Source organism: Microbispora siamensis (assembly GCF_016863095.1).
GTDB lineage: Bacteria > Actinomycetota > Actinomycetes > Streptosporangiales > Streptosporangiaceae > Microbispora > Microbispora siamensis.
In genome coordinates this window covers 1-13,058 of sequence record NZ_BOOF01000090.1, presented here as the reverse complement: position 1 = coordinate 13,058, position 13,058 = coordinate 1, and the positions used below count along the sequence as shown (strand labels likewise).

The 13,058-nt window shown below is 69.1% G+C and carries 9 protein-coding genes; 7 read left to right on the top strand and 2 right to left on the bottom strand.

The window, feature by feature from the left end:
* Positions 1 to 100: 100 nt before the first annotated feature.
* On the bottom strand, positions 101 to 1,552 hold the full coding sequence (locus tag Msi02_RS42280) for an arabinofuranosidase catalytic domain-containing protein (RefSeq protein WP_204053339.1): 1,452 nt from the start codon (positions 1,550 to 1,552) through the stop codon (positions 101 to 103).
* Positions 1,553 to 2,275: 723 nt separating this feature from the next.
* Here Msi02_RS42280 and Msi02_RS42275 point away from each other — a divergent pair.
* The 5 genes from Msi02_RS42275 (at position 2,276) to Msi02_RS42255 (ending at position 7,625) form a co-directional block, all read left to right on the top strand.
* The gene (locus tag Msi02_RS42275; protein ID WP_239109406.1) at positions 2,276 to 3,097 is read left to right on the top strand and encodes a pectate lyase; all 822 of its coding nucleotides are present in this window, start codon (positions 2,276 to 2,278) and stop codon (positions 3,095 to 3,097) included.
* A gap of 185 nt (positions 3,098 to 3,282) precedes the next feature.
* Complete coding sequence (locus Msi02_RS42270; RefSeq protein WP_239109408.1) at positions 3,283 to 4,914, top strand: cellulose binding domain-containing protein; 1,632 nt, start codon at positions 3,283 to 3,285, stop codon at positions 4,912 to 4,914.
* Between the two features lie 153 nt (positions 4,915 to 5,067).
* Entirely contained in the window at positions 5,068 to 6,447 is a 1,380-nt protein-coding gene (locus Msi02_RS42265) for an arabinofuranosidase catalytic domain-containing protein (protein ID WP_204053337.1), read from the top strand.
* Between the two features lie 155 nt (positions 6,448 to 6,602).
* A complete protein-coding gene (locus Msi02_RS42260; protein WP_204053336.1) occupies positions 6,603 to 7,100 on the top strand; it encodes a pyridoxamine 5'-phosphate oxidase family protein in 498 nt (165 codons plus the stop codon).
* Positions 7,101 to 7,169: 69 nt separating this feature from the next.
* Positions 7,170 to 7,625, top strand: coding sequence for a GNAT family N-acetyltransferase (locus Msi02_RS42255; RefSeq protein WP_239109404.1), 456 nt, complete (start codon positions 7,170 to 7,172; stop codon positions 7,623 to 7,625).
* 19 nt (positions 7,626 to 7,644) lie between these two features.
* On the opposite strand, the gene Msi02_RS42250 is transcribed toward Msi02_RS42255, so the two are convergent.
* Positions 7,645 to 10,386 (bottom strand): beta-L-arabinofuranosidase domain-containing protein, encoded by a 2,742-nt coding sequence (locus tag Msi02_RS42250; RefSeq protein WP_204053335.1) that lies wholly within the window; start codon positions 10,384 to 10,386, stop codon positions 7,645 to 7,647.
* A gap of 558 nt (positions 10,387 to 10,944) precedes the next feature.
* On the opposite strand from Msi02_RS42250, the gene Msi02_RS42245 reads away from it, so the two are divergent.
* Positions 10,945 to 12,543: a glycoside hydrolase family 27 protein gene (locus Msi02_RS42245; RefSeq protein ID WP_204053334.1), complete on the top strand. Its 1,599-nt coding sequence runs from the start codon at positions 10,945 to 10,947 to the stop codon at positions 12,541 to 12,543.
* 77 nt (positions 12,544 to 12,620) lie between these two features.
* A complete protein-coding gene (locus Msi02_RS44235; protein WP_275414237.1) occupies positions 12,621 to 12,746 on the top strand; it encodes a hypothetical protein in 126 nt (41 codons plus the stop codon).
* Positions 12,747 to 13,058 lie beyond the last annotated feature (312 nt).

The window sequence follows — 13,058 nt, the reverse complement described above, 5'->3', positions numbered from 1 at the left end:
ACGCCGCAGACGCATCGAGAAACTGATCATCCTCAACGGCCGAGGCACACCCCTCGGAGCCTGAACACCCCAGCACACCGACGGGCCCCATCCCACCCGATCAGCGATATCCGGCGGAGGTGACGTTGGTCTGCACCGCGTTCTCTGTCGCGTCGGACGGGTAACCCGAGACGATGGCTCCCTCGTAGAAGGTGCCCTGGCTCAGGTTGGTGTTGGTGGCGCAGCAGTCGCCACCGCTGCCCAGGATGATCGCGCCCTGCTTCTTCATCGGGCTGTAGCCGGGGGGAAGCGCGCCGTCCCACATCGTGGTCATTCCGCCGGTCTGCGCGTTGCCGCCCTTGATGGCGAAGCGCGACGTCCCGTTGTTCTTCAGCATCGCCGTGACGAACTTGCTGGTGAACGCCCTCTGGTTGGGGTTCCACGACTGGCTGCCACCGGGGTAGAGGCCCCATTCGAGGTCGGCCTGGACCCAGGGACCGGTCCCCGAGCAGCCGCCGAACCAGCAGCTCGTGCCGAAGTAGATGGCGTCCATCGCGCCGGCCCCGTCGGCCTTCCTGGTCGTCTCGCTGTTGCCGTAGTCGAAGCAGCAGCCGCTGTTGACGTGGGTGCCGCTGGTCACCATGTACATGCCCTCGGGCGCGCTGCCCGTCGGCACGCCGGTCAGGTGACCGTCCCGCCAGTAGCTGTTGCCGGGCTTGATGTAGAGCGAGTACGCCTTGCTACCGCCGACCGTCAGCGACTCGGACGTCGCGGTCGCGGGGGTGTCCTTGCCGCCTGCCCCGCCGGGTCCCTGGTAGAGCATGTTGTTGCCGTGCCCGGACTGGTCGTAGATCACCGTTATGACGCAGGTGGTGCCGGCGCAGAAGGAGTCCTGCGCCGCCGCGTTGGCGGTGCCGCCCGCGGCCAGGACGCCGATGTCCCGGGTCGCGTTGTCGGAGGAGCGCCTGACCTGGTACAGGTTGCCGCTGTAGGAGTGGTAGAGCGCCCGCGTCGTGCTGTGCGCGGCCACGCAGGGCGTGCCGCCCACGGCGTAGATGTCACACGGCTTGCTCGCCACGGGTGTGGATGACGGGCTGGCCGAAGGACTCGGGGAGGGGCTCGCGGACGGACTCGATGAAGGGCTCGCGGACGGGCCGGTGACGCCACCTGTGCAGGCCGTGCCGTTGAGCGTGAAGCTCGCCGGCGCCGGGTTGGCGCCGTTCCAGGTGCCGTTGAAGCCGAAGGACGTGCTCGCGCCGGTGGCCAGTGTCCCGTTGTAGCCGGCGTCGGCGACCGTGACCTGTGCGCCCGACTGCGTCACCGAGCCGTTCCACAGTTGCGTGACCGTCTGCCCCGCGGAGAACGACCAGCTCAACCGCCACCCGTTGATCGGGTCACCGAGGTTGGTGATGCTCACGTTCGCGCCGAAGCCACCCGGCCACTGGTTCGTGACCGAGTAGTCCACCCGGCAGCCTGTCGCCGCGTGCGCGGCGGGCGCGGTCAGCGCACCGACCGTGCCGGCCACGGCGACGAGCCCGGTGGCAAGCCAGAGGCGCAGGCGAGGGACCTTCATTCGTACTCCCGGGGGGTTTGGTTTCACGTCTTCGTGCGGTCAGCGACAACAGCGGCGGCCCGGCGTTCTCGTGAGCAGCCGGAGGATCGTGCTGTTAGCGCTAACAATTCATGTGCGAGACCCGTCCTTCTCTGTCGGCGCATGTGATGGTGGTGGTGCGGCGGAGCAAATACGACCGGAGGGAGCCTCGTCAAGGTCCGGCTCTTCTCCGCGCCGGCCCCGGTCCGCCGGGGGCCTGTCCCACCTGCTCCCATCAGGGCGGGGTCCGGTCGCCTCGCGCGGTTCGGCCGGTGAAAGTTTCACGACAATGCGCTCGTAACGTTCTGAGCACTCCCGGCCGGCTCGCGGGCGGGGCAGATAGTCCAGGGTGGAGCTGCGGAAATTTTCGCCGATATGCCGCTCACCAGCGCAGGTCGGCAGGGATAAGGTCCCCTGCGCCTCAACGAAACAATTTCGAGACTCCCTTGACAGGTTTCGTTGCGGTTTCCACACTGAGTCCCGAAGCGGCCTCCTGCCGGGGTCGGTGGTGAGCGGCAGGGGTCCCCGGTCGCGACGCCGTGAGTGTCGCATCCGCAGACGGATCGGGCCGCCGATTCGCCGGGTCCGGCTCTCGCTCGCTCTCCCGAACCCGATGGAGCCGATGGAGCGCCGGCCGGCCTGCGTTCCCCGCAGCCGGCATCACCGCGTACGGCGGCATCGTCGCCGTCTCCCCCTGGAGTGTGAATGAGCACGTCCGCACGATTCCGCACCGCGTTCTTCGCCGCCGCGGCGGCCGGAATGGTTCTCGCGGCCGGTCCGGCCGGCAGCGCGTCCGCGGGCACCCTGCCGGGCGCGGCCCCGGCGGCCGCACTGCGCCTGGCCGCCTGGCCGTCCCCCACCGGTCAGCAGGCGGTCGGCGCCACGATCAACGTCTCAGGCACGCTCGACGGCGGCATGAAGCGCTACTACGGCACCGGCGCGCTCGGCAGCGGCAGCCAGAGCGAAAGTCAGCCCCCCATCTTCAAACTGGCAAACGGCGCGGTGCTGAAGAACGTCATCATCGGCGCGCCCGCGGCCGACGGCGTCCACTGCATGGGCACCTGCACCCTGCAGAACGTGTGGTGGGAGGACGTCGGCGAGGACGCGGCCACGTTCAAGGGCACCTCGTCGTCGCAGACGATGACCATCGACGGCGGCGGCGCCAAGGCCGCCAGCGACAAGGTCTTCCAGCACAACGGCCCCGGCACCATGTACATCAAGAACTTCCAGGTGCAGAACTTCGGCAAGCTCTACCGCTCCTGCGGCAACTGCTCGACCCAGTACAAGCGCGACGTCGTCATCCAGAACGTCACGGCGACCACCCCCGGCAAAGTCCTGGCCGGCATCAACACCAACTACGGCGACACCGCCCGCTTCTCCCAGATCACGATCGTGAACGACCCGAGCAGGAAGGTCGTCATCTGCGAGAAGTACAGGGGCGTGACCAGCGGCGAGCCGACGAAGATCGGCAGCGGTGCCGACGGCGCCAACTGCGTCTACTCGTCGTCCGCCATCACCTACCGATAGAGCCGGTGAAGTGGACCTGGCCGGGCGGCCAGCCCCACGGCCACCTGCACGAGTCCCTGATCCTTGGGCCCCTGATATCCGTACCGGTTCGGCGCGGCGGCCGGAGCGATCGGCCGCCGCGCCTGATCGGCTGATCCGCATTCCCCATGCATCCATAGCTCACCCAAGGAGAATCCTTGCGGAAGGTGGGAGCTCTACTCGCGGCCGGCATTCTCGCGGGCGTCCCGTTCGCCCTGCAGGACCCGGCCGGCGCCCTGGAGAACGGCGTGGCCCGCACGCCCCCCATGGGCTGGAACAGCTGGAACACGTTCGGCTGCGACATCAACGAGACCCTGATCAAGCAGATGGCCGACACCATCGTCAACTCGGGCCTGCGCGACCTTGGCTACAAGTACGTCGTGGTCGACGACTGCTGGTTCAACCCCACCCGCGACTCCGCGGGCAACCTCCAGGGCAATCCCTCGCGATTCCCCAGTGGGATGAAGGCGCTCGGCGACTACCTGCACGCGAGAGGGCTGAAGTTCGGCATCTACCAGGTGCCGGTGGACAAGACCTGCGCGCAGTACTTCGGCGGCTACCCGGGTGCGACGGGGAGCCAGGGGCACGAGGTCCAGGACGCCCGCCAGTTCGCCGCCTGGGGCGTGGACTACCTGAAGTACGACTGGTGCTCACCCAACGGCACCATCGACGACCAGGTCCGCACATTCGCGAAGATGCGTGACGCGCTGGCGGCGACCGGGCGGCCGATCGTCTACAGCATCAACCCCAACAGCATCCACGCGAAGACGGGGCCGCAGCGCGACTGGGGCGACGTCGCCAACATGTGGCGGACGACCGAGGACATCACCAACAAGTGGGACACCGGTCAGACCAACGGCTATCCGATGGGCATCCAGAACATCGTCAACGTCACCGTCCCACTCGCGTCGTACGCGAAACCGGGAGCGTTCAACGACCCGGACATGATGGAGGTCGGCCGGGGCGGCATGACCGACACCGAGATGCGCAGCCACTTCGCCCTCTGGGCGATGATGGCCGCACCCCTGATCGCCGGAAACGACCTGCGCACCATGGACTCGGCGACGGCGACCATCCTGAAGAACCAGAACCTGATCGCCGTCGACCAGGACCCGCTCGGCCTGCAGGCCCGCCAGATCAGCAACGACGGGACCCGCCGCGTGCTGGCCAAGAAGCTCGCCAACGGCGATGTCGCGGTCGCCCTGTTCAACCAGGGCGGCAGCACCACCACGATCAGCACCACCGCGTCCGCGATCGGGCTGTCCGGCGGTTCGTTCACCCTGCGCGACGTGTGGACGAACGCCGTCACCGGCAGCACCGGCACCATCTCGGCCGGCGTGCCGTCACACGGCACCGTCGTCTACCGGGTCAGCGGCGGCGTGACCCCGTCGCCGTCCCCCACCGCGTCACCCACCGCGTCACCCACGGTGTCGCCCACGGTGTCGCCCACGGTGTCGCCCACCGTGTCGCCCACGGTGTCGCCGAGTGCGCGGCCGGGCGGGTGTACGGCGACTTACCGGCTGGTCAACAACTGGGGCAGCGGTTTCCAGAGCGAGGTGACCGTCGCCAACACCGGGTCGTCCACGCTCGACGGCTGGACCGTGAAGATGACCCTGGCCGGCGGACAGACCGTCACGAGCCTGTGGAACGGCGTGAACACCGGCACCAGCGGCGCGATCACCGTCAAGAACGCCCCCTACAACGGCACCGTCGCCGGCAACGGGTCGACGACGTTCGGATTCACCGCCGAGGGCGACGGCTCGATCTCCCCCACCAGCGTGACCTGCACGAGCCCGTAGCCGAACGGAAGCCGAGCAGGAACTCGGGGGCTCACGGCGAACCATCGACATCTCAGAGATTGGGAAGACACTGTGCGACATGTCAGCTCTTCTCGCCGGCGGTTGAGGCTGCCGGCCATAGCCGTCGCCACGCTGTTGACGGCCGCTGCCGGTGTGGCCGGTACGCACGTCGCGTCGGCGGCCACGGCCGGATGCCAGGTCAGCTACACGATCACCAACCAGTGGCCGGGCGGCTTCGGCGCCAATGTGAGCGTTAACAACCTCGGGGACCCGATCAGCGACTGGAAGCTGACGTGGTCGTTCCCCGCGGGACAGACGATCACGCAGCTGTGGAACGGCACCTACACCCAGTCGGGCTCCCAGGTCACGGTGACCAACGTGTCCTACAACGGCAGCATCCCCAGCGGCGGCAGCACGAGCTTCGGGTTCAACGGAGCGTTCAACGGTTCCAACCCGGTGCCGACGAGCTTCGCCCTCAACGGCGTGACCTGCACCGGCGGCGTCACGTCGTCGCCCAGCGCCTCCCCCAGCGCCTCCCCCACCGTCTCGCCTTCCGCGTCTCCCTCGCCGCCGTCGTCCAGGCAGCCGTGTGACATCTACGCCTCGGGCGGCACCCCGTGCGTGGCCGCGCACAGCACCACCCGCGCTCTGTACGCGAACTACAACGGCCCGCTCTACCAGGTGCGCCGCTCCTCGGACAACACCACCCGCGACGTCGGCGTCCTGAGCCCGGGCGGAGCCGCCAACGCCGCCACGCAAGACTCCTTCTGCTCCGGCACCAGCTGTGTCATCACCAAGATCTACGACCAGTCCGGCCGGGGCAACCACCTCACGCAGGCGCCTCCCGGCGGGTTCTCCGGCCCGGCTCCGGGCGGCTACGACAACCTGGCGACCGCGACCAAGGCACCGACCACGGTGTACGGCCTCAAGGCCTACGGCGTCTACGTCGATCCCGGAGTCGGCTACCGCAACAACGCCACCAACGGCGTCGCCAAGGGCGACCAGCCGGAGGGGATGTACGCGGTCTTCGACGGCACGCACTACAACGGCGGCTGCTGCTTCGACTACGGCAACGCCGAGACCAACAGCCGCGACAACGGCAACGGCACGATGGAGGCCATCTACTTCGGCAACATCAAGGTCTGGGGCTACGGCACGGGCAACGGCCCCTGGGTCATGGCCGACCTGGAGAACGGCCTGTTCTCCGGCGTGAACCCGGGTTACAACGCCAACGACCCGAGCGTGAACTACCGATACCTGACCGCCATCATCAAGGGTGAGCCCAACCACTGGGCCATCCGGGCCGGCAACGCCCAGTCGGGCGGCCTGTCGACCTTCTACGACGGCAAGCGGCCCAACGCCTCGGGCTACAACCCCATGAAGAAGGAGGGGGCCATCATCCTCGGCATCGGCGGCGACAACAGCCACGGCTCCGCCGGCACGTTCTACGAGGGCGTGATGACGTCCGGCTACCCGACCGCCGCCACCGAGAACGAGGTGCAGGCGAACATCGTCGCCGCAGGATACAAGTAGACCGGCGAAACCACGACGGATCGGGCCGTCCCCGGGCAGAGCCCCGGGGACGGTGGCCGGAAAAATCTCGGAACTCTGGAGCCGGCGGATGTCGAGAATCCCCCGACGGCTCCGTCCCTGGGTCGGATCACGACAACGACCCTGGAGGGACGGCCATGCGAGCGGACGAGATCACCGAGATTCTGGACCGGCCGATCAGCCGAGAGCTGTTGGCACGCGACGTGACCCGGCTGGCGTACGTGGCCAAGGACGGCACGCCCCGGAACGTCCCGATCGCGTTCACCTGGAACGGTTCGGAGATCGTCATGTGCACCACGAAGAATGCCCCGAAGCTCCCGGCTCTGCGCGAGAACCCGATGGTCGCCCTGACGATCGACACCGAGGTGCACCCGCCCAAGATCCTGCTGATCCGCGGTCGGGCCGAGCTGGACGTCGTCGAGGGCATCCCGGACGAGTACCTCCAGATCAACGGCTCGTACGAGATGACGCCCGAGCAGCGGGTCGAGTGGGAGGCCGAGGTCCGCTCGCTCTACGACGGCATGGTCCGGATCGTGGTGACCCCGACGTGGGCGAAGCTGATCGACTTCGAGACGACCCTGCCGAGCGCGGTCGAAGAGCTGGTCCGGCAGCGGGCCGAGCGTGAGCGCGCCTGAACACGGTCCAGACCGTCCGGCGCGTTGACTTCATGGCCGGAACGAGGCCGCCTGTGGCACGGTGTGGGCGTGTCCGAACAGATCTCGCCGCTGATCCGCCGGGCCGGGTCCGGTGACGCCCAAGGCGTCGCCGAGGCGTTCCTCGCCGCCCGGGCCGAGATGACCTACCTGCCTCACCTGCACACCGACGAGGAGACCCGGGCGTGGATCGCCGGCGTCATGCTCCCCTCGTCGCAGGTGTGGGTCGCCGAGCTGCGCGGCCGGGTCGTGGGATTCGCCGCCCTGCGCGGCGACTGGCTGGACCACCTGTATCTCGCACCCGCCGCGCAGAACGGCGGTGTCGGGAGCGCGCTGCTCGGCCATGCCAAGAAGGCGCGCCCCCGCGGACTCGACCTGTACGTGTTCCAGCGGAACACGGGTGCCCGGCGTTTCTACGAGCGGCACGGCTTCACCCTCGTCGCGGAGGGCGACGGCAGCGCCAACGAGGAGAACCTGCCCGACGCCCACTACCGCTGGCGGCCCTGACCGTCCGCTCACCCCCGGGCTAGAGGAACCGCCACAGGTGGTCGTTCGCTCCGTTGTCGTCGGCGAGCACGACCTGGGCGCCCTGGGCGGTGGAGCCGCCGCTGACGCCGAGGACCCGGCCGCCGTTCGCGCACTGGATGCGGAAGCACCCGTTGGATCCGTACCGCAGCCGCCATCGGTGGTCGGCGGTGCCGTTGTCGGCCCACTGGAGCACCCGCGCGCCGGCGGCCGTGCTCGCGTTCTCCACGCCGAGCACCTTGCCGCTGTTGGAGTTGCGCAGGCGCAGGTAGCCGCCGGAGTCCACGACGGCGGTCCACAGATGGTCGGCGGTGCCGGTGTCGCCCCACTGGATCACCAGGCCGCCGTCCGAGGTGGACATGTTCTGCACGCCCAGCACCAGCCCGCTTGCCAGGTTCTGGATGCGCCGGGCTCCGTTCGGCACGAACCGCCACTGGTTGTCCGTGCTGCCGTTGTCGGGGTCCTGTACGGCCTGGGCCCCGCTCGCGGTCGAGCCGTTCAGGATGCCGAGCAGCTTGCCGCTGTTGACGTTGCGGATCTTGTGGGAGCCGTCGCCGGCATCGGTGATCGTCCAGCGGTGGTCGGCGGTGCCGTTGTCGGTCCACTGCAGGACGCGGGCGTTGTCGGCGGTGGACATGTTCTCCACCCCGAGCACCTTGCCGCTGTTGACGTTGCGGAGCCGTACGGCGGTGCCGTCCACGACCATCTCCCAGTCGTGGTCGGCGGTGCCGTTGTCGGTCCACTGCAGGGCGAGGCCGCCGTCGGCGGTGGACATGTTCTGGACGCCGAGGACGAGTCCGCTGGCCGCGTTCACCAGCCGGTAGCTCGCGGTCCCGCCTCCGCCACCGCCGCCGGTGTTCCAGTAGACGGTGTAGTTGTACCCGTGGGCGTCGTAGAACGGGCCGAGGTTGACCGACGACCCGTTGGCGGTGGCCGTGAACGCCAGCGCCGTGGTGCTGGTCCGGGTGATCGACCCGGTGTTCAGGGCCGGCAGCGCCGACAGAGCGGTGTTGCCGTAGTTCCCGGACAGCACCACCGGGCCGTACGTGATCGCCGCGACGTTCGGGTTGTCGTTGGCGGCCTTCGTGACCACGCGCATGGGCAGGCTCACGGTGACGGTGTCGCCGGAGGCCCAGTTGCGGGTGAGGGTCGCGTACGTCCCCGGGGTGGTGTCCACGTCCTGCTGGTCGCCGTTGACGCTGATCGTCGCTCCGGTGGCCCAGCCGGGGATGCGGACGCGCATCGACCACGACCCACCGGCGTTGCCGGTGACCTGCAGGGTGACCGTGTCACTCGCCGGATAGGACGTCGTCTGGGTGACGGTGATCCCCCGCTGGGTCCAGTTCAGGACCGACGGCGCGAACAGGTTCACGATCAGGGTGGTGCCGTTGTAGAAGTAGACGGAGTCCGTCAGCGCCGTGTTGACCTCCAGGCCGGTGCCCTGGCAGCACCAGAAGGAGTTGTAGTCGGTGCTGTAGGTGCCGCCGCCCCACGCCGGGCCCACGCCACGGCGGCCACCCGGTTTGAGCGGCGTGAAGTAGGTGACGTGCCCGTGGCCGTCCGCCGGGTTCTGCGCGCCGATGACGTGGTTGGTCAGCGCCTGCTCGTAGAAGTCGAAGTACGCCGCCCGGTTCGGGTCGAGCAGCCACAGCTCGCGGGTCAGCTTGAGCATGTTGTAGCTGTTGCAGTGCTCGCAGGTGTCGTTGGTGAGATACCCGGCGATCGCATTGGGGGCCCGGAAGTGCTCGGCCTGGCTGTTGCCGCCGATCGCGTAGGTGTGCGCGCCGACGGTGATGTTCCAGGCGTTGGCGGCGATGTCCCGGTAGCGGGTGGTGCCGGTCGCCTTGTACTCGCGGGCCGCGCCGATCCACTTGGGCACCTGGGTGTTGGCGTGCAGGCCGTTGAGCTGGTCCTGGTTGGCCGCGAGGGGGTTGAACACCGCCGCGTGGTCGAACCGCTGGGCCGCGGTCAGCCAGCGGGCGTCGCCGGTCTGCTGGTACAGGTCGGTCAGCACGGCGTTCATGCCGCCGAACTCGGTGCCCAGCATGGCCTGCATCTGGCTGCCGCTCAGCCTGCCGGTCCGCCAGTCCACCCAGCCGGCCAGCGCGAGCAGCACGTCACGGGCCTGGGTGCTGCCGATGAGGCGCCACACGTCGAGGAGACCGGCCATGGTCTTGTGGATGCAGTAGTACGGCACGTTGCCGTTGCTCAGCGTGCGGGCTTCAAGGGCGGTGAAGTCGGACTCGGGGAAGCCGGACAGATAGCCGGCGTTGAACCCGGCGGCCCCGTTGTTGGCCTGGCACCTGGCCATCTCGGCCACCATGCGGTTCGCCTTGTCCCGGCACGTCGTGTCCCCGAGCACGGCATAGGCCTGCGCCCACGCGCTGAGGAAATGCCCCTGCACATGGGTGCGGAACGGGAAGTCCGGCGCGTCCCAGCCGCCGTTGGCGGCGGCGCCGTTGGTGGACAGACGGTGGTTGGCCCGGAAGTTGTACAGCAACCGCTCGACGTCGACGAACCGCAGATACGACAGCGTCCGGTTCTGGTTGTCCAGCCAGCGACCCCCGGTCAGCCGCACCTGCCCGAGCTCGAACGGGTAGGCCGACACCCCGATGTCGGGCCGGGCCGGAGCAACCGCCGCCGCGGCCCCCCGCGCGCCCACCACCTGGTTGACCGCGGAAGCGGCGACCGCCACGCCGGCGGCCTGGAGCAGCCGGCGTCGGCTGAAGGATGAGGGCGACACATGGCCTCCATTTGTTAGCGCTAACAATCGTCCTTGCTCGCCGTCCGGCGTCGGATGACGTCGAACGAGGCGCGGGACACCCGCAGAATCCACGGCGCGGACCCCGTCGCGGGAGAGTGCGGTGGGCGGCGATTCCGCCGCCCACCGCCGCTCCGACAGGAGACCACCCGGGCTCAGTGTGGAAACCGTCACGAAAGGTGTCAAGACTGCGCCGGAAACTTTCGCCTGATCGCTCATCGGCCACACCCGCCTGCCTGGGACGATGAGAAACCCGGTCTCGGCAACGTTCCGGGAACGCCCGTCAGTGGCGGTCTCGGCTGAAATTTTCACCGCAGCCCTTTCCCCGGCGCGGCGACCGCGCCCCGTAAGCGCAGGCGGCGCGGCGTCCGGCGAAGCACGGCCGACGAGGCCCTCTTGACGGGATCGGCAGGGTCGTATTTGCTCCGCCGCACACCACCGACCGCCCGACAGGGGGAACGACTCGAGCAAGAAATGTTATCGATAACAGATCCTGGCCCGCCTCCGACGGCGGCGGGCCGGTCACGGGTAAGGAGTCAGATGCACAGGATCGTTCGATGGACGCTGGCGGCGGCGCTGGCCGCCGGGTCCCTGGTCGCGGCCGGAGGCATGACGTCGCCGGCCGCCGCGCTGGACAACGGGCTCGCCCGTACGCCCCAGATGGGGTGGAACGACTGGAACAGTTTCGGCTGCAACGTCAACGAGAACCTCGTGCGGCAGACCGCGGACGTGATGGTCTCCAGCGGCATGGCGGCGGCGGGCTACACGTACGTCAACATCGACGACTGTTGGTCGACCAAGAGCCGCAACGCGGCCGGGGACCTGGTGCCCGACCCGGCCAAGTTCCCGAGTGGCATGAAGGCGCTGGCCGACTACGTCCACTCCAAGGGACTGAAGCTCGGCATCTACTCCTCGGCGGGCACCACGACCTGCGCGGGCTATCCGGCCAGCCTGGGTTACGAGCGGCGGGACGCCGCCCTGTGGGCCTCCTGGGGGATCGACTACCTGAAGTACGACAACTGCGGCGACCACCAGGGCAAGAACGGGCAGCAGCGGTACACCGCGATGCGCGACGCGCTCGCCGCCACCGGGCGTCCGATCCTGTTCAGCCTGTGCAACTGGGGCCAGGAGAGCGTCTGGACCTGGGGCATGCCGACCGGCAACTCCTGGCGTACGACCGGCGACATCCAGGCGAACTGGAACTCGGTCATGGGGATCCTGGACCAGCAGGTCGGGCTCGAGGCGTACTCGGGACCGGGCGGCTGGAACGACCCCGACATGCTGGAGGTGGGCAACGGCTCGCTGACGGCGACCGAGGCCCGGGCGCACTTCAGCCTCTGGTCGCTGCTGAACGCGCCGCTCATCGCGGGCAACGACATCCGCTCGATGAGCGCCGAGACCCGCTCGATCCTGACCAACACCGAGGTCATCGCGGTCGACCAGGACTGGGGCGGCCGGCAGGGCACCAAGATCAGTGACAACGGCAACCTGGAGGTGTGGCGCAAGCCGATGTCCAACGGCTCGGTCGCCGTCGTGCTGCTCAACCGGGGCAGCGGCACGGCGACGGTGTCCACCACCGCCTCCGCCCTCGGCCTCGGCGCCGCGGCCTCCTACTCCGTACGCGACCTGTGGGCGCACACGACCTCCTCCTCGTCCGGGACGATCAGCGCCTCGGTGCCCGCGCACGGGGCCGCCATGTACGTCGTGAGCGGAGGGGGCCTGGTCACGCCGTCTCCCACGCCCACTCCCACTGGGACGAACGCGATCAAGGGTGTGGGGTCGGGCCGGTGCCTGGACGTCGCCGGCGCCTCGCAGGCCAACGGCACGCAGGTGCAGATCTGGGACTGCAACGGCCAGGCCAACCAGCAGTGGACGCCGACCGCCTCGGGTGAGCTGCGGGTCTACGGCAACAAGTGCCTGGACGTCAACAACCGCGGCACCGCGGACGGCACCAATGTGATCATCTGGGACTGCAACGGCCAGAGCAACCAGCAGTGGCGGCTCAACTCGGACGGCACCATCACCGCCGTCGGCGCGAACAAGTGCCTGGACGCCTACAACGCGGGCTCCGCCAACGGCACCAAGGTCATCATCTGGACCTGCAACGGCCAGGCCAACCAGCGCTGGACCCGGGTCTGACCATGCCACCGGCGCCGGGGCTCGCCCCACCGCCCCGGCGCCGGACGTCCCCGAGCTCCCTCGTGTCTGGAGATCCCATGTATCTCACCCGGCATCGGCGCCCGCTCACCGCTCTGCTGGCCGCCGCGTTCACCGTCCTCGGCGGGGTGGCCGCCGTGTCCGCGCACGCCGCCGCCGGTTGCACTCCCAGACCGCGCAGGTGAAGCTGTGGCGCAGGCGCTGTTCCCGGTGACGGCGCAGGCGGCTCAGACGCTCGGCGTGGACGCCGACCTGGTGGGCCCGGCTCGGCCTGGGCGACGAGATGCGCACCGCGCTGATCGCCAACGTCGGCAAGTATCGCCCAGGCCGGCACGTCGTACCTGATCCAGCGGGCCTCCGCGCCGACCACCTCGCTGCCCCACTGGCCCGAAGCCCCCGCCACCACGGCCAAGCACCTCGGCAGCCGCAGCATCGGACTCTGACCACAGACGCCGGCCGGACGCACGAGACGTCCGGCCGGCGTACCACCGGTGGTC